20 protein-coding genes and 1 tRNA gene are annotated in these 24,595 nt (G+C 64.6%); 17 read left to right on the top strand and 4 right to left on the bottom strand.

What is annotated here, in order from left to right; translation table 11 throughout:
- Window positions 1–157 precede the first annotated feature (157 nt).
- Window positions 158–1,681 carry a PLP-dependent aminotransferase family protein gene (locus ACK5JE_RS02015; RefSeq protein WP_416800046.1) on the top strand — a complete coding sequence of 508 codons (1,524 nt, stop codon included), beginning with the start codon at window positions 158–160 and terminating at the stop codon, window positions 1,679–1,681.
- Between the two features lie 18 nt (window positions 1,682–1,699).
- Window positions 1,700–3,061, top strand: coding sequence for an aspartate aminotransferase family protein (locus ACK5JE_RS02010; RefSeq protein ID WP_416800045.1), 1,362 nt, complete (start codon window positions 1,700–1,702; stop codon window positions 3,059–3,061).
- Here the strand turns inward: ACK5JE_RS02010 and ACK5JE_RS02005 are convergent.
- Window positions 2,988–4,010: a LysR substrate-binding domain-containing protein gene (locus ACK5JE_RS02005; protein ID WP_416800044.1), complete on the bottom strand. Its 1,023-nt coding sequence runs from the start codon at window positions 4,008–4,010 to the stop codon at window positions 2,988–2,990. The genes ACK5JE_RS02010 and ACK5JE_RS02005 overlap by 74 nt on opposite strands.
- Window positions 4,011–4,140: 130 nt before the next feature.
- Here ACK5JE_RS02005 and ACK5JE_RS02000 point away from each other — a divergent pair, with 130 nt between their 5' ends.
- On the top strand, window positions 4,141–5,328 hold the full coding sequence (locus ACK5JE_RS02000; protein ID WP_416800043.1) for an acyl-CoA dehydrogenase: 1,188 nt from the start codon (window positions 4,141–4,143) through the stop codon (window positions 5,326–5,328).
- 9 nt (window positions 5,329–5,337) lie between these two features.
- The gene (locus ACK5JE_RS01995; RefSeq protein ID WP_416800042.1) at window positions 5,338–6,594 is read left to right on the top strand and encodes a CaiB/BaiF CoA transferase family protein; all 1,257 of its coding nucleotides are present in this window, start codon (window positions 5,338–5,340) and stop codon (window positions 6,592–6,594) included.
- Between the two features lie 82 nt (window positions 6,595–6,676).
- Here ACK5JE_RS01995 and ACK5JE_RS01990 read toward each other — a convergent pair whose 3' ends face one another.
- A complete protein-coding gene (locus ACK5JE_RS01990; RefSeq protein ID WP_416800041.1) occupies window positions 6,677–9,040 on the bottom strand; it encodes a Tex family protein in 2,364 nt (787 codons plus the stop codon).
- Window positions 9,041–9,154: 114 nt separating this feature from the next.
- Between ACK5JE_RS01990 and ACK5JE_RS01985 the strand changes: the two genes are divergently transcribed.
- Entirely contained in the window at window positions 9,155–11,218 is a 2,064-nt protein-coding gene (locus ACK5JE_RS01985) for an ATP-dependent DNA helicase (RefSeq protein WP_416800040.1), read from the top strand.
- Window positions 11,219–11,271: 53 nt separating this feature from the next.
- Here ACK5JE_RS01985 and ACK5JE_RS01980 read toward each other — a convergent pair whose 3' ends face one another.
- Entirely contained in the window at window positions 11,272–12,111 is an 840-nt protein-coding gene (locus ACK5JE_RS01980) for an outer membrane protein assembly factor BamD (protein ID WP_416800039.1), read from the bottom strand.
- A gap of 55 nt (window positions 12,112–12,166) precedes the next feature.
- Between ACK5JE_RS01980 and ACK5JE_RS01975 the strand changes: the two genes are divergently transcribed.
- The 10 genes from ACK5JE_RS01975 (at window position 12,167) to ACK5JE_RS01930 (ending at window position 21,455) form a co-directional block, all read left to right on the top strand.
- Window positions 12,167–13,144, top strand: a complete 978-nt coding sequence (locus tag ACK5JE_RS01975) for an RluA family pseudouridine synthase (RefSeq protein ID WP_416800038.1) — start codon at window positions 12,167–12,169, stop codon at window positions 13,142–13,144.
- Window positions 13,125–13,943 carry a peptidoglycan editing factor PgeF gene (pgeF, locus tag ACK5JE_RS01970; protein ID WP_416800037.1) on the top strand — a complete coding sequence of 273 codons (819 nt, stop codon included), beginning with the start codon at window positions 13,125–13,127 and terminating at the stop codon, window positions 13,941–13,943. The genes ACK5JE_RS01975 and pgeF overlap by 20 nt, the downstream gene beginning before the upstream one ends.
- A 201-nt stretch (window positions 13,944–14,144) precedes the next feature.
- Complete coding sequence (locus tag ACK5JE_RS01965; protein ID WP_416800036.1) at window positions 14,145–15,767, top strand: PHA/PHB synthase family protein; 1,623 nt, start codon at window positions 14,145–14,147, stop codon at window positions 15,765–15,767.
- A 15-nt stretch (window positions 15,768–15,782) separates the two neighbouring features.
- A complete protein-coding gene (locus tag ACK5JE_RS01960; RefSeq protein WP_416800035.1) occupies window positions 15,783–16,520 on the top strand; it encodes a 3-ketoacyl-ACP reductase in 738 nt (245 codons plus the stop codon).
- A 2-nt stretch (window positions 16,521–16,522) separates the two neighbouring features.
- Window positions 16,523–17,095 carry a polyhydroxyalkanoate synthesis repressor PhaR gene (gene phaR / locus ACK5JE_RS01955; RefSeq protein WP_416800034.1) on the top strand — a complete coding sequence of 191 codons (573 nt, stop codon included), beginning with the start codon at window positions 16,523–16,525 and terminating at the stop codon, window positions 17,093–17,095.
- Between the two features lie 122 nt (window positions 17,096–17,217).
- Complete coding sequence (locus ACK5JE_RS01950; RefSeq protein WP_416800033.1) at window positions 17,218–17,754, top strand: iron transporter; 537 nt, start codon at window positions 17,218–17,220, stop codon at window positions 17,752–17,754.
- A 1-nt stretch (window position 17,755) separates the two neighbouring features.
- Window positions 17,756–18,103 carry a cupredoxin domain-containing protein gene (locus tag ACK5JE_RS01945; protein ID WP_416800032.1) on the top strand — a complete coding sequence of 116 codons (348 nt, stop codon included), beginning with the start codon at window positions 17,756–17,758 and terminating at the stop codon, window positions 18,101–18,103.
- Window positions 18,104–18,118: 15 nt separating this feature from the next.
- On the top strand, window positions 18,119–18,982 hold the full coding sequence (locus ACK5JE_RS01940; protein WP_416800031.1) for an FTR1 family iron permease: 864 nt from the start codon (window positions 18,119–18,121) through the stop codon (window positions 18,980–18,982).
- A 282-nt stretch (window positions 18,983–19,264) separates the two neighbouring features.
- Window positions 19,265–20,683, top strand: coding sequence for a 4Fe-4S binding protein (locus ACK5JE_RS01935; protein ID WP_416800030.1), 1,419 nt, complete (start codon window positions 19,265–19,267; stop codon window positions 20,681–20,683).
- Between the two features lie 265 nt (window positions 20,684–20,948).
- Window positions 20,949–21,455, top strand: a complete 507-nt coding sequence (locus ACK5JE_RS01930) for a YcxB family protein (protein WP_416800098.1) — start codon at window positions 20,949–20,951, stop codon at window positions 21,453–21,455.
- Window positions 21,456–21,826: 371 nt separating this feature from the next.
- Here ACK5JE_RS01930 and ACK5JE_RS01925 read toward each other — a convergent pair.
- Window positions 21,827–21,903 (bottom strand) — tRNA-Met (locus ACK5JE_RS01925).
- 67 nt (window positions 21,904–21,970) lie between these two features.
- Between ACK5JE_RS01925 and scpB the strand changes: the two genes are divergently transcribed.
- Window positions 21,971–22,753 carry an SMC-Scp complex subunit ScpB gene (scpB, locus tag ACK5JE_RS01920; protein WP_416800029.1) on the top strand — a complete coding sequence of 261 codons (783 nt, stop codon included), beginning with the start codon at window positions 21,971–21,973 and terminating at the stop codon, window positions 22,751–22,753.
- A gap of 34 nt (window positions 22,754–22,787) precedes the next feature.
- Window positions 22,788–24,476, top strand: coding sequence for a pseudouridine synthase (locus ACK5JE_RS01915; protein WP_416800028.1), 1,689 nt, complete (start codon window positions 22,788–22,790; stop codon window positions 24,474–24,476).
- Window positions 24,477–24,595 lie beyond the last annotated feature (119 nt).

Genomic DNA, 24,595 nt, shown 5'->3' with positions numbered 1-24,595 from the left:
ATCCTGATGAGAATTGGCGTATGGAGAAGGACGAATTGCCGCTGGAGGAACAACCGTGCGAAGGCCGGTGCGGCTATTTCCACGCTGATCGGTTTCTTCTATACTGATCATATGGCTCTTTATTTAATCTGTTTTTCAATTTATTAATGGTGCCAATTTGGAATCGTTCGTTCTTTCAGAGTGGCTACAGCAACACTTCGATCCTTCCGGAGATAGTCCTGCTTATCAAAGACTGTATGTCTTGATCAGTAGGGCCATTCTCAAGGGACGCATGGCCGCAGGCGCGCGCCTGCCGTCGACCCGGGATCTGGCCGCCGACCTGGGGATCGCGCGCAATACGGTGCTTCAGGTCTATGACCAGTTGACCGAAGAGGGCTATGTGCATGCGGGCGTGGGGCGGGGCACTTATGTGCAGGACATCAGCCAGGATCTGATCGAGATTCCAGCCGACGACGAGGCGGCCGACAGTCTCGCGTCGTCGGAAACGGGGCAAGATCGGCACCTGTCCAGTCGCGGCAGTGAGTTGTTGTCTCATCTGGGCTTTTCCAACCGCCAGTCGGGCGCTTTCATGCCCGGCATTCCGGATGTGCGTGAATTTCCGCTGAAGGCCTGGGCGCGGATTCAGAACCGACAGTGGCGCGAGGCACCCTGGGAACTGATGCGTTATGCGCCGGCGGGCGGCTATGGTCCCCTGCGCCAGGCCCTGTCCGATTATCTCGGGAGTGTGCGGTCGGTGCACAGCACAGCCGCGCAGGTCATCATGACCACCGGGATCCATCAGGCCATCGACGTCACCATCCGCCTGCTGTGCGACCCGGGCGATACGGTCTGGATCGAGGAGCCTTCCTACTGGGGGATTCGCAACCTGCTGGCATCGGCGGGGATGAATGTCGTGCCGATTCCTGTGGATGGCGAGGGGTTGTGGCTCGGAGAGGCCGAGCATTCCCGTCCGCCGCGCCTGATCGTGGTGGCGCCTTCGCACCAGTACCCGCTGGGCATGGTGATGAGCCTGGCCCGCCGACGCATGCTGCTCGATTATGCGCGCCAGCACGCCTGCTGGATCCTCGAGGATGATTATGACAGCGAGTTCCGCTATGGCAGCCGTCCCCTGCCGTCCCTGCAGGGCATGGATGAAGCCGGACGGGTGCTGTATGTCGGCAGTTTCAGCAAGACGCTGTGTCCTGGCCTGAGGGTCGGATTCCTCGTGGTGCCCGATACGCTGGCCGGCGCCTTTGCCAATGCGGTGGCCGAACTCTATCGCGAAGGCAACATGATGACGCACGCTGTCCTGGCGGAGTTCATCCGCGAGGATCATCTCGCCTCGCACATTCGCCGGGTGCGGCGTCGTTATGCGGAGCGGCGCGCCTGTCTGATCGAGGCCGTGCTCCGGTATTTTGGCGACGGGCTCGAGATCATCGGCGATGACGCGGGCCTGCACCTGGTCCTGGCGCTGCCTGACAGTGTCGATGATGTGATGGTGGAACGGGACGCCTTGCAACAGGGCGTGGTGACCCGCCCGCTGAGCACGTATTACATGGACCGCTCGCGTGTCCGGCCCGGCCTGCTGCTGGGATATGCGGGGGCCACGCCCGATGAAATTCAGCCTGCTTTCGATACGCTGGCCCGTGTGATCAGCCGTTATGTCCGAGGCATCGCACGATCAATCGATTTTTACGGATGAACCCGAAGGAACCCTGACATGACGACGAACGACACCCTGGCGCAAAACGATGTGGCCTACCAATTGCATGCCTATACCAATGCCCAGCGGCACCGCGAGGAAGGCCCCTGCATCATGGCCCGAGGTCACGGAATCCACGTCTACGATACCGAAGGCAAGGAATACATCGAAGGCATGGCGGGACTGTGGAGCGCCGCCGTGGGATTCAGCGAGCCCCTGCTGGCCGAGGCCGCGCGCCGGCAGATGACGTGTCTGCCCTTCTATCACACCTTCAGTCACAAATCGAACATTCCTTCAATCGAGCTGGCGGAAAAGCTGATCGGCCTGACCGGGGGCCGCATGGCCCAGGCGTTCTTCACCAATTCCGGATCCGAGGCCAACGACACCATCGTCAAGATGGTCTGGTATTACAACAATGCGCTGGGCCGTCCGGATAAAAAGAAGATCATTGCGCGTCAGCGTGGTTACCATGGCGTGACAGTGGCTTCGGCCAGCCTGACCGGTTTGCCGGGCAATCACCGCAGTTTCGACCTGCCTTTGCCCCGGATGCTGCATGCGCGCTGTCCGCATTGGTATCACGAAAGCCTGCCTGACGAGACCGAAGCCGCGTTCTCCGACCGGCTGGCCGCCGAGCTGGAGGCGCTGATTCTGGCCGAAGGCCCTGAGACGGTGGCGGCTTTCATCGGTGAACCCGTCATGGGGGCGGGCGGCGTGATCGTGCCGCCCGAAACCTACTGGCCGAAAATGCAGGCGGTCTGCCGCAAGTACGATGTGCTGCTGATCGCTGACGAGGTCATCACCGGATTCGGGCGCACGGGACAGATGTTCGCCTCGACGCTGTTTGGTATCGAGCCGGATTTCATGACGTTGTCCAAGCAACTGACCTCGTCGTATCAGCCGCTGGCCGCAGTGCTGATGAACGAGCGCGTGGCCGACGTGATCGCGCGTCACAGCGGCGAGCTGGGCGCATTCGGTCATGGCTATACCGCCAGTGGTCATCCGGTGGCGGCCGCTGTGGCGCTGGAGAATATTCGCATCATCGAAGAACGTGGCCTGGTGGACAATGCGGCTGCGGCGGGGGCCGTGCTGCAACGTCGGCTGCGGGATCTGGCAGGCCATCCGCTGGTGGGCGAGGTCCGCGGCGTCGGGCTGATCGCCGCCGTCGAACTGGTGGCCGACAAGGCTTCGCGCGCATCCTTCGATCCCGTGGGCAAGGCCGGCACCCGGGTCGTGCGTCAAGCCCAGGACAATGGTCTGATCCTGCGCGGCATCCAGGATAGTGTGGCGTTCTGTCCGCCGTTGATCATCACCGAGGCTCAGGTCGGGACGCTGGTGGATCGTTTTGCGCAGTCTCTGGATGAGGCGGCCAGGACGCTGTAGGCGCGGACCGCGGGGCGATGGGGCCGACAATCGGACGGTTGTCCGCTGAGGGGCCGTGACGGCCGGATTCATCGTTCCGCGCCTGTCCGACGAGCCAATCGCGAAAATGCCTCAGGGCGGGCAGCGAGGCCTTGCGTTCGGGGATGATCAGGTGAAAGGCCCGCTGGCCGGGACCGCTGTGCGGATTCAGTACGCCCAGAACGCCCTGGGCGAGTTCACGCTGGATCAGGAAGGGCGGGATCAGCGCCACGCCCAGTCCGTCGCTGGCTGCCTGGGACAGCATGGAAAACAGCTCCAGTCGCGTGCCGGCCAGGGCGGCGGGCGCGGCAACGCTTGTGGAAGCGAACCACTCGCGCCAGGCGGTCGGCCGGGTGCTTTGCTGCAGCAGGGGCAGGGCAGCGATGCGGGCGGCGTCCAGCGGACCGGTGGCCAGGCGGGGACTGCAGACCGGGACAGGATTTTCCTTCAACAGGAAATGGGCCTGTGTGCCCGGCCAGCGCGGGTCACCCGAATAGATGGCCGCATCGAATTCCGTATCCTCGAACAGGAAAGGGTGGGTCCGGGTGGCCATGTTGATCTGCAGGCCCGGCCGGTCGGCGCGCAGCGACGCCAGACGGGGCAGCAGCCAGCGGGTGGCAAAGGTCGGCACCACGGCGAGTTCCAGTACGCCGCCGCCCTGGTGGGCCATGACGGCCTGCGTATCCCGTTCGAGGGCGTCCAGTTGCCGGCGGACCAGCCGGCTGTAGCGCTCGCCCGCGTCGGTCAGGCGCACCCCCCGGCGTGCACGCTGGAACAGCGGCACGCCGACCAGTGCCTCGAGCCCGGCGACCTGACGACAGATCGCGCCCTGGGTCAGTGACAGTTCCTGGGCGGCACGCGTGAAGCTCTCATGCCGCGCGGCGGCCTCGAAGGCTTGCAGGGCCTGGGTGCTGGGAAGACGTTTGCGCATTTACGGAGTGATGAAAAAACACAGATAGCGCAGTTTATATCGTTTGTATCCTGGAGGATATCTCGTTAGGATGCGTGGATATCACTAATGATCACGTTGATCCCATATTCGACTTTCCGGAGACCTCACGATGTCCGCTGCCCGTTCTCAGTTCCAATGGCTCGATCCCCTGCTGCTGGACCAACAGTTGATCGACACCGAGCGCATGGTGCGCGATGCTGCCCGCGCCTATGCCCAGGATCGGCTGCAGCCGCGCGTCCAGGAGGCTTTCCGCCACGAAAAGACCGATCCGTCCATCTTCCGCGAAATGGGTGAGCTGGGCCTGCTGGGCGCCACGATTCCGGAACAATACGGCGGCGCGGGCATGAACTATGTCTGCTATGGGCTGATCGCCCGCGAGGTCGAGCGGGTGGATTCGGGCTATCGCTCGATGATGAGCGTGCAGAGTTCCCTGGTCATGGTGCCCATCAACGCTTTCGGTACCGAGGCGCAAAAGGAAAAATACTTGCCGAAACTGGCCTCGGGCGAATGGATCGGCTGCTTCGGCCTGACCGAGCCCGACCATGGGTCGGACCCCGGCTCCATGGCCACGCGGGCGAAAAAGGTCCCGGGCGGCTACAGCCTGACGGGCGCCAAGACCTGGATCACCAACAGCCCGATCGCGGATGTGTTCGTGGTCTGGGCCAAGGACGAGGCCGGCGATATCCGTGGCTTCATCCTGGAAAAGGGCTGGAAGGGCCTGTCGGCGCCGGCGATCCACGGCAAGGTCGGCCTGCGCGCCTCGATCACGGGCGAGATCGTCCTGGACGAGGTCTTTGTACCGGAAGAAAACGCCTTCCCCGAGGTGCGGGGCCTCAAGGGGCCCTTCACCTGCCTGAATTCGGCGCGCTACGGCATTGCCTGGGGCGCGCTGGGCGCGGCCGAGGCCTGCTACGAGACGGCGCGTCAGTATGTGCTGGACCGCAAGCAATTCGGCCGCCCGCTGGCCGCCAATCAGCTGATTCAGAGAAAACTGGCCGACATGCTGACCGAGATCACCCTGGGCCTGCAGTCGGTGCTGCGGGTCGGGCACCTGAAAGACGAAGGCCAGGCACCGGTGGAGATCACCTCCATCATCAAGCGCAATTCCTGCGGCAAGGCCCTGGACATCGCCCGCACGGCACGCGACATGCTGGGTGGCAACGGTATTTCGGACGAATTCTGCATCGCCCGCCATCTGGTCAACCTCGAAGTCGTCAATACCTATGAAGGCACGCATGATGTGCATGCGCTGATCCTGGGGCGGGCCATCACCGGCATCGCCGCTTTCGCCAACTAGGGCCCGGCCATGGCGTATCCAACCGCCGGGTCGGATGCCGCGCCGCGTGGCGCGCTGTCGCATATCCGTGTTCTGGACCTGTCGCGCATCCTCGCCGGCCCCTGGGCCACGCAGATCCTGGGGGACCTGGGGGCGGACGTGATCAAGATCGAGCGTCCGGGCGAAGGTGACGACACGCGCGGCTGGGGGCCGCCCTGGATGCCCGATGACCAGGGAGGTGAATCGCGTGTTGCGGCCTATTATCTGTGCGCCAACCGCAACAAGCGCTCGGTGACCGTCGATATGGCCAGTGAGCAAGGACAGGCGCTGATCAGGCGTCTGGCCTGCGAGTCCGACGTGCTGGTCGAGAATTTCAAGGCGGGCGGGCTGGCACGCTACGGGCTGGACTATGACAGTCTGCATGCGCTCAATCCGCGGCTGGTGTATTGCTCCATCACGGGGTTCGGACAGACCGGACCGTACGCGGCGCGGGCGGGCTACGATTTTCTGATTCAAGGGCTGGGCGGGTTGATGAGCGTCACCGGCCGGCCCGATGGCGAGCCAGGTGAAGGGCCGATCAAGGCGGGCGTGGCGCTGACCGACATCCTGACGGGCCTGTATGCGGCCAACGCCATTCAGGCCGCCCTGGCGGCGCGCGAGCGGACGGGGGCGGGGCAGCATCTGGACATGGCGCTGCTGGACGTGCAGGTCGCCAGTCTGGCGAATCAGGCCATGAATTATCTGGCGACCGGCGTCAGTCCGGCGCGGTTGGGCAATGCCCATCCCAGTATCGTGCCGTATCAGGACTTTCCCACCGCCGATGGCTACATGATTCTGGCCATCGGCAATGATGGGCAATTCGCCCGTTTTTGCGAGGAAGCCGGCCGGCCGGATCTGGCGCGGGACGACCGCTATGCCACCAACCGGGCGCGCGTGGAGCATCGCGACACGCTGATTCCCATTCTGCGGCATCTGACCACGGCCCGCACCACTGCCGCCTGGGTGGCCGCGCTGGAAACCCGCGCCGTGCCCTGCGGTCCGATCAATGCGGTCGAGCAGGTCTTCGACGATGCCCAGGTGCGCGCGCGCGGCCTGCGTATCGAGATGCCGCATCCGGAAACCGGCAGAGTGCCGCTGGTGGCCAGTCCGATCCGCCTGTCGGAGACGCCGGTGGACTATCGTCTGCCACCGCCCTCGCTGGGGGCGCATACCGACGAGGTGCTGACGCAGGTCCTGGGGCTGGCGGCTGAGGACATCGAGGCCCTGCGGGTGGACGGCGTGATTTGAGTTTCATGCCGGACGCGCGCGCAGGACGGGGGCCGCGTGAGAGTCCGGCTGTCCGGGTGCGCGCGCCCCCGGTGCCTGATCCTCAGTTCTTTGATGACTTCAGTCGCGCAAAGGCCTCGGCCATGGCGCCCTGGGGAGCGGCCTGCCTGTCGGGCCGACCGCCGCGTTGACCGGCCCGGCCGCCCGGTCGCGCGGCGCCCGCTCCGGATGCCGGGCGCGGTTCCGGATCGTCCTTGCGCATGCTCAGCGCAATGCGCTTGCGCGCCACATCGACTTCCAGCACTCGCACCTGGACGGTCTGACCGACCCGCACTACGTCGCGCGGATCCTTGACGAACCGGTCGGCCAGGGCGGAAACATGCACCAGGCCGTCCTGATGCACGCCGATATCCACGAACGCGCCGAAATTGGCGACGTTGCTGACCACGCCCTCCAGGACCATGCCTGGCGTCAGGTCCTTGATGTCGTTGATGCCTTCCTTGAAGCGTGCCGTCTTGAATTCCGGGCGAGGGTCGCGGCCCGGTTTTTCCAGTTCCGCGAAGATGTCGCGCACCGTGGGCAGGCCGAAGCGCTCGTCGGTGAAGTCGGCCGGGGACAGTCCTTCGAGCGACCGGACGTTGCCCATCACCGCCGAGGCCGGCTGACCGGCTTTTTGCAGAATCCGTTCGACCACGGGGTAGGCCTCGGGATGCACCGCAGAGGCGTCCAGCGGGTTGTCGGACCCGGGGATGCGCAGGAATCCGGCGGCCTGTTCGAAGGCCTTGTTGCCAAAACGGGGCACATCGCGCAGCGCCTTGCGGTTGAGGAAAGCGCCGTGCGCCTCGCGCCACTGGACGATGTTGCGCGCCAGGGACTGGTTCAGGCCGGACACGCGTGTCAGCAGCGGCGCCGAGGCCGTGTTCACATCTACGCCGACGGCATTGACGCAGTCCTCGACCACCGCGTCCAGGGAACGGGCCAGTTCACGCTGGTTGACGTCATGCTGGTACTGGCCCACGCCGATGGCTTTGGGTTCGATCTTCACCAGCTCGGCCAGCGGATCCTGCAATCGGCGGGCGATGGAGACCGCGCCGCGCAGGCTGACATCCAGTTCGGGGAATTCCTGGGCAGCCAGTTCGGAGGCCGAATAGACCGAGGCGCCGGCCTCGGACACGACGACGCGCTCGAATGCCAGTTCGGGATGACGTTCGCGCAGCGTGGCGGCCAGGCGCTCGGTTTCGCGCGAGGCGGTGCCATTGCCGATGGCGACCAGATCGATCTTGTGGCGTGCGACCAGTGTGGCCAGGGTCCGCAGGCTGCCTTCCAGATCTCGGCGTGGTTCGAAGGGGTAGATCGTGGCGGTCTCGAGCAGCTTGCCAGTGGAGTCGATGGCGGCGACCTTGACCCCCGTGCGGATGCCGGGGTCCAGCCCCAGCACGGCTTTTGGGCCGGCCGGGGCGGCCAGCAGCAGGTCCTTGAGATTGGCGGTGAAGACGCGGATCGCCTCGGCTTCTGCGGTTTCCCGCAGCCGTCCGATCAGCTCCGTCTCGAAGCTGGTCAGCAGCTTGACCCGCCAGGTCCAGCGGCAGACCTCGGACAGCCAGTGCTGGCGAGGTGTGGCGCGGGCATCGAAGCGGGCATCCAGATCCAGGAGGTCGGCCACGCGCGCGACAAAGGGGTGAGGGGTCTCCTCCTCGCGTTCGGGGTCCAGTCCCAGGCGCAGATCCAGCACGCCTTGCTGCCGCCCCCGCAGCAGGGCCAGAATGCGATGCGAGGGCAGGGTGCGCAGGGCCTCACTGAAGTCGAACCAGTCGCGGAAATTCGCGCCTTCGGTTTCCTTGCCCGCCACGACCCGGGCATAAATCCGCCCGCTGTTCCAGAGTTCCGTGCGCAGTGTGTCCAGCAGCGTGGCGTCTTCGGCGAAGCGCTCGGCCAGAATGTCGCGCGCGCCGTTCAGGGCGGCGCGCGCGTCCCCGAAACCGGCTTCGGCATTGAGGTAGGCGGCCGCCAGCGTTTCGGGCTCGGCGGCCGGATCGGCCAGCAGGGCATCGGCCAGGGGCTCCAGCCCGGCCTCGCGGGCGATCTGGGCGCGTGTGCGCCGCTTTGGCTTGTAGGGAGCGTACAGATCCTCCAGTCGCTGCTTGCTGTCGGCTTCCAGGATTTGCGTCCGCAGGGTCTCGTCGAGCTTGCCCTGACCGGCGATGGAATCCAGGATCGCCACACGGCGGCCTTCCAGCTCGCGGATATAGAGCAGCCGGACTTCCAGCTGGCGCAGCACCGTGTCGTCCAGCCCGCCGGTGGCTTCCTTGCGATAACGGGCGATGAAGGGCACAGTGGCGCCGGAATCGAGCAGATCCACCGCGGCGGCAACCTGCGCGGGGCGGGCATCGAGTTCGGCCGTCAGCAGCCGCAGGATGCGGGCGGGATCAACAGCGTGGTTCAGTGCGTCGGGATGGGTCGTGGTCATGAGCATTACGGATTACCGGTACAAGCGGCGCATTTTGCCATATCTGTCCCGTCTGGCAGGGATGTCTGGCGTATCATCCTGTAGTTGATTCGCCTCCACGCCGTGCCCCGCCTCATGTTTTCCGACGATCTTGCCGACCTTTTCGGTCCCGATGGCCCGCTGGCCCGCCAATTGCCGGGTTATGTGCCGCGCGCGGCCCAGCTCGAGCTGTCCGAGGCCATCCGCGACGCGCTGGACGGCGGCAGTGTGCTGATCGCCGAAGCCGGTACGGGGACAGGCAAGACCTGGGCCTATCTGGCGCCCGCCTTCCTGTCGGGTGGCAAGGTGTTGGTTTCCACTGGCACCCGGACGCTGCAGGATCAGCTGTTCAGGCGCGACATCCCGCGGCTGCGCGCCGCGCTGGCGCTGCCGGTGGACGTTGCGCTGCTCAAGGGCCGCAGCAATTATGTCTGTCACTATCACCTGGAGCGCCTGGAGCAGGACGAGCGCGCCCTGAAATCGCGCGATGAAATCACCCAGTTGCGCGCCATTCGCCGCTTCACGCGGGAAAGCGGCAGCGGTGACCGGGCGGATCTGCCCGAAGTGCCGGAAACCGCCGATATCTGGAACCGGGTGACTTCGACCCGTGACAATTGTCTGGGTCAGGACTGTCCCTATGTACGTGACTGTTTTCTGCTGAAGGCCCGGCGTCATGCTCAGGAGGCCGACGTGGTGGTGGTCAACCATGCGCTGTTCATGGCGGATCTGGCGCTGCGCGAAGAGGGCATCACCGACCTGTTGCCGGAAACCCGACTGGTGGTTTTCGATGAGGCGCACCAGCTGCCCGATACGGCCACCCGTTTCCTGGGACAGAGCCTGTCGCTGCATCAGGTGCTGGACTGCGCCCGCCAGGCCGAGGCGGCCGGGCTGGCGCACGCCCGCGAGACCGTCCGCTGGAGTGAGTTGTGCCAGGCCCTGGATGCGGCGGCGCGCGACTTGCGTCTGGTCAGTGCGCCCGTCGGCCGGTTGCCGGGTGGCCGCGCAACCTTCGAACAGATCCCTGAGACGGAGGCCTTCGACCAATCTCTGGACCGGCTGGCGCAAGCCCTGGATGGCCTCGCCGAATCCCTGGGCACCCAGGAGGAGCGTCATCCGGATCTCGCCGCTGCGGCCCGCACGGCCCGCACCTTGCGCGCCCGGTTGTGGCAGTGGGCGCATCCTGGCCGGGGCGAACCGGTGGTGGAGGATGTCCCCGGTTTCGTCGGGCAGCCAGCGGATGTGGCACAGAGGGAGGCCGGTGCGGCAGAGGATCAGGCGGCCGTGCGCTGGATCGAGCACAGCGCGCATTCGGTCCGGCTGCAGCGGGCGCCTTTGTCGGTGGCGCGGATCTTTTCAGGATTCCGGCGGCCCGGACAATCCTGGGTGCTGACTTCGGCTACTTTGTCGGTGCGGGGCGATTTTCAGCATTTTCAGCGCCAGCTCGGGCTGGGCAGCGCCGCGACGCGCAGTTGGGTGTCGCCTTTCGATTATCCGGCGCAGGGTCTGCTGTATGTGCCCAGGTCCCTGCCATGGCCGAACGATCCTGGTTTCACGGACGCCTTTGCGTGCGCCCTGCTGCCGCTGGTGGATGCTTGTGAAGGCGGAGTGCTGGTACTGTGCACCACCCTGCGCGCGGTCGACCGGGTGGCCGACGCCTTGTTGCGCGGCATGCTGGCCTCGGACCGGCCTGTGATGCGCCAGGGGGAGGCTTCGCGCGGTGTGCTGTTGGAGCGTTTCCGCTCGGCCGGCAATGCGGTGCTGGTGGGCAGCACCAGTTTCTGGGAAGGCATCGATGTGCCAGGCGATGCGCTCACCCTGGTGGCGATCGACAAGCTGCCATTTGCGCCGCCCGATGATCCGGTCCTGGAGGCGCGCCTGAACGTCTGCCGGGCCGAAGGCGGCAATCCCTTCATGGAATACCAGTTGCCGCAGGCGGCGCTGCTGCTCAAGCAAGGCGCGGGACGCCTGATCCGGTCCGAGACCGACTGGGGTGTGCTGGTCGTGGGCGACGGGCGGCTGGTGGACAAGCCCTACGGGCGGCTGTTGTGGCAGGGGCTGCCGCCTTTTGCGCGCACCCGGGATGCCGAGGTGGCGCTGGATTTCATGAGAAATCCGCCCGCAAGACAAGCGCCGGCGGCAGAAGACGCCGCCGAGGCCTGACGCGGCGGGACGTCAGCGCCTGGCCTGATGGGGGCGGGGCCCCCGAAAAAACGCTAGAACCAGTTGATCGGATTCCAGGCGCTGGAGGGCTCATCCAGCCCTTGCTCGTAGTATTTGCTGTTGGGGAAATTGCTGTCGAGCACGCGCTTGGCGTCGTCACGCAGCTTGGGCAGATTCAACTTGTCGTAGCTGAGCATCATCAGGTAGAGGGCCTTTTCCGCGATGGGTGCGCCTTCGAAGTCGGTGACCACGGTCTGGGCGCGATTGGTGGCGGCCACGTAGGCGCCACGCTTATAGTAGTACTCGGCGATGTGGACCTCGTTCTCGGCGATCGTGTTCACCAGCCAGGCGGCGCGCAAGCGGGCATCGGGCGTGTAGCGGCTGTCGGGATAACGCCGGATCAGTTCGTTGAAGGCCTCGTAGGACTGACGCAGTCCCTTGGGGTCGCGTTCGCTGGGATCCTGGCGCGTGAATCCCGACAGGATGGCACTGGGGGGGGTGAAGGAGATCATGCCCTTCAGGTACAGCATATAGTCCGTGCCGGGATGGTTCGGATATTGCTGCATGAAGCGGTCGATCGTCGCCTGGGCCTGCTCGGGTTCCTCGTCCTTCCAGTTGATGTAGGCCTGGTCGATCAGGGACTGCTGCGCGTAGATGCCAAAGGGGTAGCGGGCTTCCAGCGCTTCCAGGTTCTTGCGGGCTTCGGACCAGTTGCCCGAGCTCATTTCCGAGCGGGCCTGGCTGTAGAGGCGCTCCGCGCTCCAGCCGGCTGTCGGGTCGACATTGCTCTTGGTCGAGCTGCAGCCTGCTACCAGCGTCAGGCACAGGCAGGCCAGGACCAGCCGGAGATGGGTTGACAGGATTTTGGAGGAAACGGAGGCATGCGCGGCCACGGGGCATCCTTGGTCAAGGTGTTAGCATTGTCGGCAGATTATATGATTTGTCGCCATGCCGTACACGGATATCGCCTCAGAAGACACCGAACCCGACGCGCCCGAGGTTTTTCAACTGCCGCTCGACGTCCTGCCGGATCGGCTGGATAAGGTTCTTGCCGGCCTGATGCCGCAGCATTCCCGCAGTCGTTTGCAGTCCTGGATCGAGGCGGGTCATGTCGAGGTCGATGGCGCGCCGGGCAAGGTGCGCACCCGGGTTGGACCCGGCGCCCTGATCCACGTCTGGCCCCAGCAGGCGCCCGAGGATCTGGCCTTTGTCCCTGAGGATGTTCCTTTCCGCGTCGTCGCCGATGCGGCGGACTGGATCGTGGTGGACAAGCCTGCCGGCCTGGTGACCCATCCGGGCGCGGGCAACTGGCATGGCACGTTGCTCAACGGCCTGCTGTTCCGCTATCCCGAACTGGCCCGCGTGGCGCGGGCAGGTATCGTCCACCGGCTGGACAAGGACACTTCCGGTCTGCTGGTCGTGGCCCGCACCGAAACCGCGCAAACGCAATTGGTACGTCAGCTCCAGGCGCGCACGGTACGGCGCGAGTATTGTGCGCTGGTGCATGGCGTCTTGCCGGGGCGCGGAACCGTGGACGCGCCCATCGGCCGCGATGCCCGGGTACCGGTGCGCATGAGCGCCGATCGACCAGTGGCGCCCAAGCCGGCGATCACCCATTACGAATCCTTGGGGGTCGGTCATGCCGGCAGGATTGCCGTGTCCCGTGTCCTGTGCCGTCTCGAGACCGGCCGCACACACCAGATCCGTGTCCACATGGCGCGTCTGCGGCATCCCCTGCTGGGCGATCCGCTGTACGGTGGCCGACTGGAGGCCGGCGCCGGGCGCCAGATGCTGCATGCCCGCGTGCTGGGTTTCGACGATCCCGTCACCGGACGACCCTGCGCGTTTACGGCGGAGCCGCCGGATGATTTCTGCCGTGTGCTTGACGGCATTCGATGGGAAAACGATGACAGCGATCACGCTTGAGCCTGCTCCGGGCATACAGGGGGTGACCGGCGCGCCCTGGACCGGGGTGCGTTATTTTTCGACTTGGCGCATCGGCGGCGTCAGCCTGCCGCCGCGCGACAGCCTGAATCTGGGCGCGCATGTCGGAGACGACCCCGCCGCGGTTCAGGAAAACCGGCGACGGCTGCGACAGGCCCTGCCAGGAGAGCCATTCTGGCTCGAACAGGTGCATGGTACGGAGGTGTTCGATGCGGATGGTGTGCCGGATGCCTGCGGGCAGTTCGCGGATGGCGAGGCCGGCGTCCCGCCTGCGCGCGCGGATGCCGCCGTGACGACCCGCCGCAGCCGTCCCCTGGTGATCATGACGGCCGATTGTCTGCCGGTGGTGCTGGCCGACGAGCATGGCACCGTCCTGGGGGTGGCCCATGCGGGCTGGCGGGGACTGGCATCCGGTGTGCTGGAAAACACGTTGGATGCCATGCGTCGGCGCGCGCCTGGCGTGCGACGTTGGCGTGCCTGGATCGGCCCGGGGATCGGGTCACGGGCCTTTCAGGTCGGGCCTGAAGTGCGCGCCGCATTCATCGATGCCGCCCCCGCAGGAGCGGGCCGCGCGCATTGGGCGTCATTTTTTGTGGCTGAGCCAGCCAGCGATCGCTGGCTGGCTGATCTGGCGGGTCTGGCGGGCGCCCGGTTGCGGCAGGCCGGTGTTTCGTACGTGGCGTCCAGCGGAGAGTGCACCTGGACGCAGGCGGACCGCTACTTTTCTCATCGGCGCGACCCCGGGTCCGGAAGACAGGCAACCCTGGCCTGGCTGCCGTGAATGGCGGCGGGCCTCGTGGGCGCTGGCGGGAAGTCCATGATTTTGACTTTTTTTGCTCTATCTTGATCCGTATCTATGGCAGTATTCGGCTTGTTCTGGGTAGCGACTTACCCGAATTGACGCAATTCACCAGAATGACAGAATAGACCCACAAATGGTTCCGGGCAGTTTCAGGATCTTGGCGCAACAGGGAAGGGTGGAATGGCTGATCGAAATTCTTCACAAAGGGTGACACCGTCCAGGGTCGCCTCCACCCAACTGGCTTCCATCCAGTCAGATTTCTTCAAGGCCTGGCAGTCGCTGCAGGACCAGTTTCATCAGGGGGCGCTGACGCCGCCCGCTGACCGCCGGTTTTCATCGGATGCCTGGGCCAGCAATCCCCATGCCTTGTTCTCTGCGCATGCCTACCTCATCATGGCCGGCGCCTTGCAGCGCATGGCGCAGGCAGCCGACCTCGATGCCGCCGCGCGCGAACGCCTGCGGTTCTCGGTCATGCAGTGGATCGAAGCCGCCGCGCCGTGCAATTTCCTGGCGTCCAATCCGGACGCGCTCAAGGCCTCGGTCGACAGCGGGGGAGAATCCCTGCAGCGGGGGCTGACGAATCTCTTGCGTGACCTGACGCGGGGGCGCATCTCGCAGACCGACGAATCGGCCTTCATGCCCGGTGAAAATCTGGCCATGACGCCGGGGACGGTGATCTACGAAAACCCGCTGATGCAGATCATCCAGTACCGGCCGCAGACCGCCAAGGTCCATCAGCGGCCCCTGCTGATGGTGCCGCCCTGCATCAACAAGTACTACATCCTTGACTTGCAACCGGCCAACTCCCTGGTGCAGCACACCGTGCAGGCCGGCTTCGAGGTCTTCATGGTGTCCTGGCGCAACCCGCTGCCCGAGGATCAGGACGGTATCGAGCGCAAGACCTGGGACGACTATGTCGAGGACGGCGTGCTGCAGGCCATCCAGGTCGTGCGCGACATCACCCGCCAATCGCAGATCAATGCGCTGGGCTTTTGCGTGGGAGGCACGCTGCTTTCCAGCGCCCTGGCCGTGGCCCGCGCCCGGGACGAGGACCCGGTGGCCGCGCTGACCCTGCTGACGACCTTTCTGGATTTCCGCGAAACCGGCATTCTCAATGTTTTCGTCGATGAGCAGCATGCCCGCGCGCGCGAGCAGCAGCTGGGCGCCGGCGGACTGATGACGGCGGGCGAGCTGTCCACGACCTTCTCGTTCCTGCGGCCGGCCGAGCTGGTATGGAACTATGTCGGCTCCAACTACCTCATGGGGGAGTCCCCGCGCGCCTTCGATCTGCTGGCCTGGAATGCCGATGGCACCAATCTGCCGGGGCCGTTCTTTACCTGGTATTTCCGCAATACCTACCTGGAAAACCGCCTCGAGACCGGTCAGTTGCGCATCTGCGACGTGGCCGCCGACCTGCGCGCCCTGGACATGCCGGCCTATCTCTATGCCTCGCGCGAGGACCACATCGTGCCCTGGACTTCGGCGTACGCCTCGACGCGGCTGCTGACGGGGCCGCTGCGCTTCGTGCTGGGCGAGTCCGGCCATATCGCCGGGGTCATCAATCCTCCGGAGCGAGGCCGTCGCGGCTACTGGTACCGGGATCATGACAGTGCCCTGCCGGGCGATCCGAACGCCTGGCTCGATCAGTCCGAGCATGCCCGGGGCAGCTGGTGGCCCGACTGGCTGGACTGGCTGGTCGGACATTCCGGAGAATTGCGCAACGCCCGGCGTACTCCGGGCAACCAAAAATATCCTGCCATAGAACCCGCACCCGGGCGCTATGTCAAAGTCAAAGCAGTCTGAAAAAAGGAGAGCACCATGAGTGGCAAACTGGCTTACGTGACGGGGGGTATGGGCGGCATCGGCACATCGATCTGTCAACGCCTCGCAAAGGATGGCTTCACAGTCGTGGCCGGTTGCGGTCCCAGCCGGGACCATGCCAAGTGGCTGGACGAGCAGGCCGCCCTGGGCTACAAGTTCAACGCCTCGGTCGGCAACGTGTCCGACTGGGATTCCACCGTCGAGGCCTTCATCAAGGTCAAGGAGCAGTTCGGCCCGGTCGACGTGCTGGTGAACAACGCGGGCATCACGCGCGACAGCGTCTTTCGCAAGATGAACCAGGATGACTGGCGCGCCGTCATGGACACCAACCTCAACAGCCTGTTCAACGTGACCAAGCAGGTCATCGACGACATGGTGGATCGCCAGTGGGGGCGGATCATCAACATCAGTTCGGTCAACGGCCAGAAAGGCCAGTTCGGCCAGACGAACTATTCCACCGCCAAGGCCGGGATCCATGGCTTCACCATGGCGCTGGCCCAGGAGGTCGCCAGCAAGGGCGTTACCGTCAACACCATCTCGCCGGGCTATATCGGCACCGACATGGTGCGGGCGATCCGTCCCGACGTCCTGGAAAAGATCGTCGCCACCATCCCGGTCAAACGCCTGGGCACGCCGGAAGAAATCGGCTCCATCGTCGCCTGGCTGGCGTCCGACGACTCCGGTTTCGCGACCGGAGCGGACTTCTCGCTGAACGGCGGCCTGCACATGGGATGATCATGACGCGGCAAAATCCATCACCCCAGGCTGAGCGGTTGATCAAGAAATACCCCAACCGCCGCCTCTATGACACCCAGTCCAGTGCCTACATCACACTGGCCGACATCAAGCAGCTCGTGCTGGACAATGCGGTATTCAAGGTCGTCGATGCCAAGTCGGGCGACGACCTGACCCGCAGCATCCTGCTGCAGATCATCCTCGAGGAGGAGTCCGGTGGTGTGCCCATGTTCTCGGCCGAGGCGCTGGCGCAGATCATCCGGTTCTATGGCCATGCCATGCAGGGGGTGATGGGCACGTTCCTGGAAAAGAACATCCAGGTGCTGATGGACATCCAGGACCGCATGGCCGAGCAGTCGCAAGGGCTGTATCAGCAGCATTTCGGTCCGGAGGCTTGGGCGCAGCTGATGAACATGCAGACTCCGGCCCTGCAGAACATGATGAATAATTACATCGAGCAAAGCCGCAGCCTGTTCGTGCAGATGCAGGATCAGATGCAGGACCAGACGCGCAACATGTTCTCGGCGTTCCCATTTCCTGGGCAGCCGCCCGAGAGCGGGAAGAAAAAGAAGTGATCACAGGCCGGGCGTTCCGCCCGGCCACGTCTCGTATTTCGTTGATTCATCTCAATTTCCGGGGCGGCATTTCGATGCTATAGTAACGAGAATCATTCTTCTTACTAGCACGGAGATCGTTCATGGTGAAAAAACTGTTCGTCGCGTTGGCCGCTGTCGGCCTAGCCTCTTCCGCTCTGGCGGCCGAATATCCAATCGGTGAACCGAGTGAGCTCAATGGGCTGGAAGTCGCGGCGGTCTATCTGCAGCCGATCGAAATGGCGCCCGAAGGCATGATGCGCCCGGCCAAGGATTCCGACATTCACCTCGAGGCCGACATCCACGCCACGGCGGACAACAAGAACGGTCTGCCCGAAGGCGCCTGGGCTCCGTATCTGAATATCCAGTTCGTGCTTCAAAAGCAGGGCAGCGACAAGGTCCTCAAGGGCAACCTGATGCCCATGGTGGCCAATGACGGCCCGCACTACGGCGACAACGTCAAACTCGAAGGCCCGGGCAAATACGACCTGACCTTCATCGTCGGCTCGCCCGAGACCGCGCCCAACAACCATTTCGGCCGTCACACCGACAAGGAAACCCGTGTCGACCCGTGGTTCAAGACGTTCGAGGTCAAGTACGAGTTCGTCTATGCCGGGACCGGCAAGAAGGGCGGCTACTGACATGCGGACCTGGATCGCCCTGGCAGCGCTGGTCTGGGCCGGCTGGCTGGCGCCGATGTCGGCAGCCAGCGCCGCCGGCCTGTCGGTCCATACGCTCACCTTCAAGGGGGACGGCACCTTTGAACCCGCCCGCCTCGAGGTTACGGCGGGTCGCTTCAAGATCGTCCTGGTCAACGAAAGCACCGAGGCCGTCGAATTCGAGAGTCTGCCGCTGCGCAAGGAAAAGGTCCTGGGGCCGGGGGTGACCTCGTTCGTGGTGCTGTCCCTGTCGCGGCCGGGTGAATATCCCTTCTTCGACGACTTCCATCCCCAGGTGAAGGGCGTCCTGGTGGTGCAACCCAAGCCCTGACCGTCGCATCCCATCATGGAACAAGTCGCCTTCATCGTCTGGCGTGAAAGTGTCGAGGCACTCCTGGTCGTCGGCATTCTGTACACCTGGCTGCGCGCCTCGCCGGAAGGCCGGCGCGGGCTGCCCTGGCTATGGGGCGGCGTGGGCGCCGGGTTGTTGCTGGCCGGCGCGCTGGCGCTGGTGTTGCTGGGGATTTCCTCCTGGCTGACCGATGAGGGCCAGGAATGGTTCCAGGCCTTGATGGCGCTTGCGGCTTGCGGCCTGGTGGTCCAGATGGTCGTCTGGATGCGCGTGCATGGACGCGGCCTCAAGCGTGAGCTGGAATCGGGCGCCTCCGAGCAGATCGGCGGTGATCACTGGTGGGGACTGCTCGTGCTGGTCATGATCGCCGTGGCGCGCGAAGGAAGCGAGACCGTGGTCTTCCTGTATGGCACCGTCCTGTCGTCTCAATCGTCGGGAGGGCTCGGCGCCATGGCGCTGGCCGGCCTGGGCGGGTTCGCGGCGGCACTGCTCACCTTCGGGGTGCTGCAATTGGGCGGGCGCATCATCACCTGGCGGCGATTCTTCAAACTCACCGAAATCCTCTTGCTGCTGCTGGCGGGCGCCTTGCTGGTGTCTGCGCTGGATCGCCTGATTTCCCTGGGTGTGTTGCCCACCCTGATGGATCCGGTGTGGGATTCCTCCTGGCTGTTGAGCACCGAAGGCGGACTGGGCAAGATCCTGGCTGATTTCGCCGGCTATCGTGACTATCCGGCGCTCTCTCAACTGCTGATCTGGCTGGCGTACTGGTGCGTCGTGGCGTGGCTGTTGCGCCGTGCATCGCGTGCTGCTGCCGCGCCGGCCGCAGCAGGCCGCAGCAAGGCGACCGCTGCTGTGTGACCAATGTGTGCGGTGCGCCACCTGCTGTTTTCGTGTCGCCGGCAATCGCCGGCGCCGTTGCTTCCAGGCATGATCGTGCTTCGGACAGGAACTTTGTCCGGCAACGGGGGTGCTGTCGGCGGACGACGCGGCCTCGATCCGGTGCCTGGTTCTCATCATGCAATGCGCGAGTGAGCTGTGGTTGGCAGCCGATGGCGCTCATGCGAGCACGCCGGTTTGCCTGAGGCAGGGGATGCGGGGAGAATACCGCCTTGGTTTCATGACCTGTAATGACATAGCTGCATGATTTCGTCGCATTCCTTCCGGTCCGGTGTCGCACGCGCAGGAAATTTCCTGCGTGATCATCAGCGCGCGATCCGATGGACGCAATGGGTCATCGTCGTCGTCTACATCGTCCTGCTGGCCGTGCCGGCGGTCATGCCGTTGCCGGATCGCACGGCCTCTGTCTTCAACAACCTCACCATCTTTGCCCAATTCGCCTTCTGGGGAATCTGGTGGCCGTTCGTGCTGGTGTCCATTCCGCTGTTCGGGCGCGTCTGGTGCGGTCTGTTCTGTCCCGAGGGCGCCCTGACCGAATGGGCCAGCAAGCACGGACAGGGCCGGGCCATCCCGCGCTGGATGCGCTGGGGTGGCTGGCCATTCGTGGCGTTCAGCCTGACCACCATCTACGGCCAGTTGGTCAGCGTGTATCAATATCCCTGGGCGGTTGCCGCCGTGCTGGGCGGATCGACCGTGGCGGCCATGATCATCGGCTGGCTCTACGGGCGTGAAAAACGCGTCTGGTGCAAATACCTCTGTCCGGTCAACGGAGTGTTCAACCTGCTGGCCAAGCTCGCGCCCTGGCACTACCGGGTGGACGCCGCCGCCTGGCGCGCCCCCGTCCGGCGGATCGAAACCATCAACTGCGCGCCCTTGCTGCCCCTGCGCAACATGCAGGGCGCGGCCGAATGTCACATGTGTGGGCGATGTAGTGACTACCGGGGCGCCATTACCCTGACGCCTCGGTCGCCGGAGGCTGAGATCGTCCATGTGGCTTCCGGCAGCGGCTGGCAGACGGCCCTGATCGTCTTTGGCCTGATGGGTCTGGCCGTGGGGGCCTTTCTGTGGAGCGCCAGTCCCTGGTTCGTGTCGATCAAGCAGTCCGCCGCCACCTGGCTGGTGACGCGAGACATCTACTGGCCGCTGGCGGACAATGCCCCCTGGTTCATCCTGACGCATTACCCGGATGTCAACGACAGCTTCAGCTGGCTGGACGGCGGCATCATTCTGCTCTTCATCGCAGGCGCGACCGTCGTGGTGGGCGGGGCCGTGTTCTGCGGCCTGTGGCTGGCAGATCGATCGCTGCCGGTCATCGAGGCGCCGGGCGTGCGGGATGCGGACGGCCAGTTGCTGCGCAGCCGCTTGGCGGGCGTTCACAAGCTCGCCCAGGGTCTGATCCCGGCAGCGGGGGCGGGGGTGTTTCTGGGGCTGTCGGCCACCACGCTGACGCTGTTGCAGAACGAAGGGGTTCCCACCGGCTGGGCCAATGCCGTGCGCTTTGTCCTGCTGGCGCTGGCGCTGTTCTGGAGCTTGCGATTCGAGTGGCGGCTGGCGGGGCTGCGCACGGCTCGGCCGATGCGCCGCTTGGGTGCGGTGGTCCTGGTGGCCGCGGGTCTGTTGCCGTTCTGCTGGGCCTGGGTGCTGTTCTTTGTGCGTTGGTGAGAGGCCGGTCGGGCCTGATGGTTGCGCCGCAAGTCCGTTCACGCAAGCCCGTTCAGCAAGCGCCCGCCGCCGGTTCTTCGCGGGTCAATGAGACACCCGACGATCGCACCCGTCAAGTTATGACCATCGTCGACACAGCAACATTCCGCCGTGAGCAGTCATTGGACCTCGGCAGTCTGAAAGCCAAGGTGGATGTGATTTCGTGAGGTGATCGAACAGTTGTCGCGGGTCATGTAAACTCGCGGAAAGCAGAAGCAGGGACGTGATGGCGGACGGCAGGAGAACTTCGGTCACCTATACAAGGGAAATGCTGGAAAGCGCCGTCAAGGCGTTCGTCTGGCGGCGGGGGATCACCGAACAGAAAGGACTATGGGTGGTCGAAGCCGTGATGATCGCCGCCTTGGCATGGCTGCTCTGGAGCGGCGAACGCGGTTGGCCGATTGGCGTCATCGGTGTCGCCGTACTGCTTCCGCCTTGCCTGATCGTCGGGGTGTGGGTCGCGCATTATCGAAATACTGTCGGAAAGTTTCTCCGTATGCCGTCCCGCCAGGCGGTATTCGTTTTCCGCGATGACGGCTTCGAGGTCATATCCGAGCTTGGGGAGGCTCGGCTCCCTTGGTCAACCATCACCGAGATTTGGGAACGTCCCGACTGCTGGATGCTGTTCACGGGGCCGAACCAGTTCATGACGCTGCCGATTGGAACAGTGATGGAAACAGATCGAGAGTTTCTGCGACCCAGGCTATCGCCTGCGGCACGGAGAGAATCGTGAAGAAAGGCTGTCGCAGGTTTTGGGATTCTTGGACAAGATATTTGGGAGGTTCGGCCAGCTTTGCGAATACCTGCAAGACGAGGACGGTCGCGCCCGCGCCGCCGAGACCTGCCGGTTCCTGGTCGATCAGGTGACCCTGATGCCCGACAACGGCGAACTGGCCATCGTCCTGCGCGGCGATCTCGGGGCGATCCTGCGCTTTGCCGCCGGCAAGAAAAACCCCGACTTCCTTTCGAAGGCCGAGGCTTTGGACAACCTGCTATCGCAGGGACCGCTGGTTGCGGGAGGGCGCAACAGACGATCTCTGCGGAATGGATCCGGGAATGCAAAAACCTCCGCGGCGGGGCCTACGGAGGTTTCGCAATTATCGTTGGTTGCGGGGACAGGATTTGAACCTGTGACCTTCGGGTTATGAGCCCGACGAGCTGCCAGACTGCTCCACCCCGCGTCTGAGAAGCAAGACTATAGCAAGTCTGCGAAAATAATGCAAGCAATCCATCGGAGTTCAAGCTAAAATGACGGAAGCGGAAATCCTGCGCGTATTGGAAACAGCCTTGTTGTGCGCCGATGCGCCTTTAACGGTCACTGATCTGCGCAGTCTCTTCGAGGACACGATTTCCGGGGACGACGTCCGCCGCCATCTTGCTGCCTTGCAGCTCGATTGGCAGGACAGGGGGCTCGAACTGGTGCAGCTTGCCAGTGGCTGGCGCTTCCAGAGCCGTCCCGACATGCAGCGCTACCTGGGGCGACTGAACCCCGAAAAACCGCCTCGCTACTCACGTGCCGTACTCGAAACGCTGGCCATCATCGCATGGCGGCAGCCCGTAACGCGCGGAGACATCGAGGACATTCGCGGTGTCACGGTCTCGGCTCAGATCATCCGCACCCTGGAGGACCGGGGCTGGATCGAAACCCTGGGTTATCGCGATGCGCCTGGGCGTCCTGCATTGCTGGGGACGACGCGTCGTTTCCTCGAGGATCTTGGCCTGCGGGCGCTGGATGAGTTGCCTGCCCTTGATGAGGAAGGCTCTGCGGATGCGCTGGGTGTGCTGGCGTTCGATGCGTCGGAAGACTCGGATGCTGCGCGCAGTCAGGTCGAGGCGCAAGAGACGGAAGTCCAGGTCGAGGCGCAACAGGTCACAAGCCAGGATGTGGCGCAGGAGGCGCAAGGCGGGCAGCGCACCGACGAGGAAACCCAGGCAGTTGAGCCTGGGATGGCGGCAGTGGATTCAGCCGTGTCTCCGGACATCGGTCCCGACGAGCCCGAGGCCTTGGTGTCGCGTGCCCCGGATGAATGAAAAACGGAATTTTGTGTAGGAGTCACCGAACCCCATGACAGCAGAAATTGAGACGAGGCCGGAAGGCGCCGCCACGAGCGCACCCGAAACGCCGTCTGCGACCGAGAATCGGCCGGAAAACGGCAAGCCACGCGGGCGCAAGCTGCGCACACCGTTTCGCCGCCGGCGTGGGGATGCGCAGCGGGCTGGCAGCCAGGGGGGGGCGGCTCGCGAGTCCGAGTCCGCCGAAGCCATTGACGCGGGCACGACCGAAGAGGCCGATCGCGCTCTGAGTTACCTGAACGATGCGCATCCGACCGCCCGGCGCCTGGACCGCTATCTGAACAGTGACGTCCTGATGCCCAAGCTGCACAAGGTCCTGGCCGACGCCGGGGTGGGCTCGCGCCGCGACATGGAGGACCTGATCGTCGCTGGTCGCGTCTCCGTCAACGGTGAACCCGCTCACGTGGGCCAGCGCATCGGGCCAGACGACAAGGTCCGTGTCAACGGCCGTCTGGTGACGCGTCCCAAGGCAGGCAAGCTGCCCCGCATCATCATCTACCACAAGCCTGCCGGTGAAATCGTCAGTCATGATGACCCCGAGGGGCGGGCATCCGTGTTCGCCCGCCTGCCGCGCATCCGCACGGGCAAATGGCTGTCCGTGGGTCGTCTGGACCTGAACACCGAGGGGCTGCTGATCCTGACGACTTCGGGAGAACTTGCCAACCGCTTGTCTCATCCGCGTTACGGCTCGGAACGCGAGTATGCGGTTCGCATCCTGGGCGAACTGGGCGAACAGGAAAAGGCGCGCCTGACCAGCGGCATCGAGCTGGAAGACGGGTCGGCGCAATTCAATTCTCTGGACTACATCGGCGGCGAGGGCAGCAACCGCTGGTACCGCGTCACGCTCAGCGAAGGCCGCAACCGCGAGGTGCGACGCATGTTCCAGGCGGCGGGGGTGACCGTCAGCCGTCTGATCCGCACGCGTTTCGGCGATGTCATGCTGCCGACCAATCTGCGCCGGGGGCGTTGGGATGAACTGAATTCCGACCTGGTCGGCGCCCTGATGGTTCAGCTGGGTCTGTTGCGCAGTGGCGATGAGGACGAAAGCCAATTCGAGTGTCAGCCGCTGTCCCATGCCAGTGCGCTGCCGCCGGGGTTTGGCTCGCCGGGACAGAACGGTCAGAATGGCGCGCGTCTGAATCGCCGGGGCAAGGTGTCCGGCGGTCGCAAAGGGGGTATTGACCCGTTCACGACCGGGCTGCTCATCAGTGGCGGGCTGGCCAACGGGCATCCGGATGGTGGCAAGCCTCGTCAGGCGGCGAAGTCCGGCCGCAAGCCGTCCAAATCCCAGTTTCATGGTCATGGCCAGGAAGCGCCGGACGGACAATCCGAGGACCGGTTTGCTGCTGGCCGGCCGTCCCGGCAGGGCAATGCGGGCAAGCCCGGCGGAAAACCTGCGGGCCGTCATGCGGGCAAGCCGGCCCGGCCAGGCAAGCCCGGCGCCGGGAAATCCGGCAAGCCCGGCAAGCATGCCCAGGGCGAGGCGGGGCCTGCTCAGGCCGATGTGGTGTCCGTGCCGGGCCGCGCGCCCAAGGGCGCGCAAAAACCCAGCCGCAAACCCGGGAACAAGTCAGGCAACAAGGCTTCGCGCAAACCGTCGGGCGGCGGCGGTGGCGAGCACCAGCCCCGGGGCGCGCACGCGCACGAGTCCCGTCTGGGGTTCCTGGGCCGGAACCGCTGATGCGTGTCTGGTGCCGGGATTTCGCAAAAGAGGTTCCGGAAACCGTCTTCAGGCAAAAGAATGCTGTTATAATGTAAGGCTTTACAGCACCTTTGTGCTGTGTCCACCGGGGGTTTGCC

Origin of the sequence: Castellaniella sp., assembly GCF_047971665.1 — a bacterium.
Taxonomy (GTDB): domain Bacteria; phylum Pseudomonadota; class Gammaproteobacteria; order Burkholderiales; family Burkholderiaceae_B; genus Castellaniella.
The sequence above is the reverse complement of the archived record's forward strand: the minus strand, read 5'-3'. Positions and strand labels throughout refer to the sequence as shown.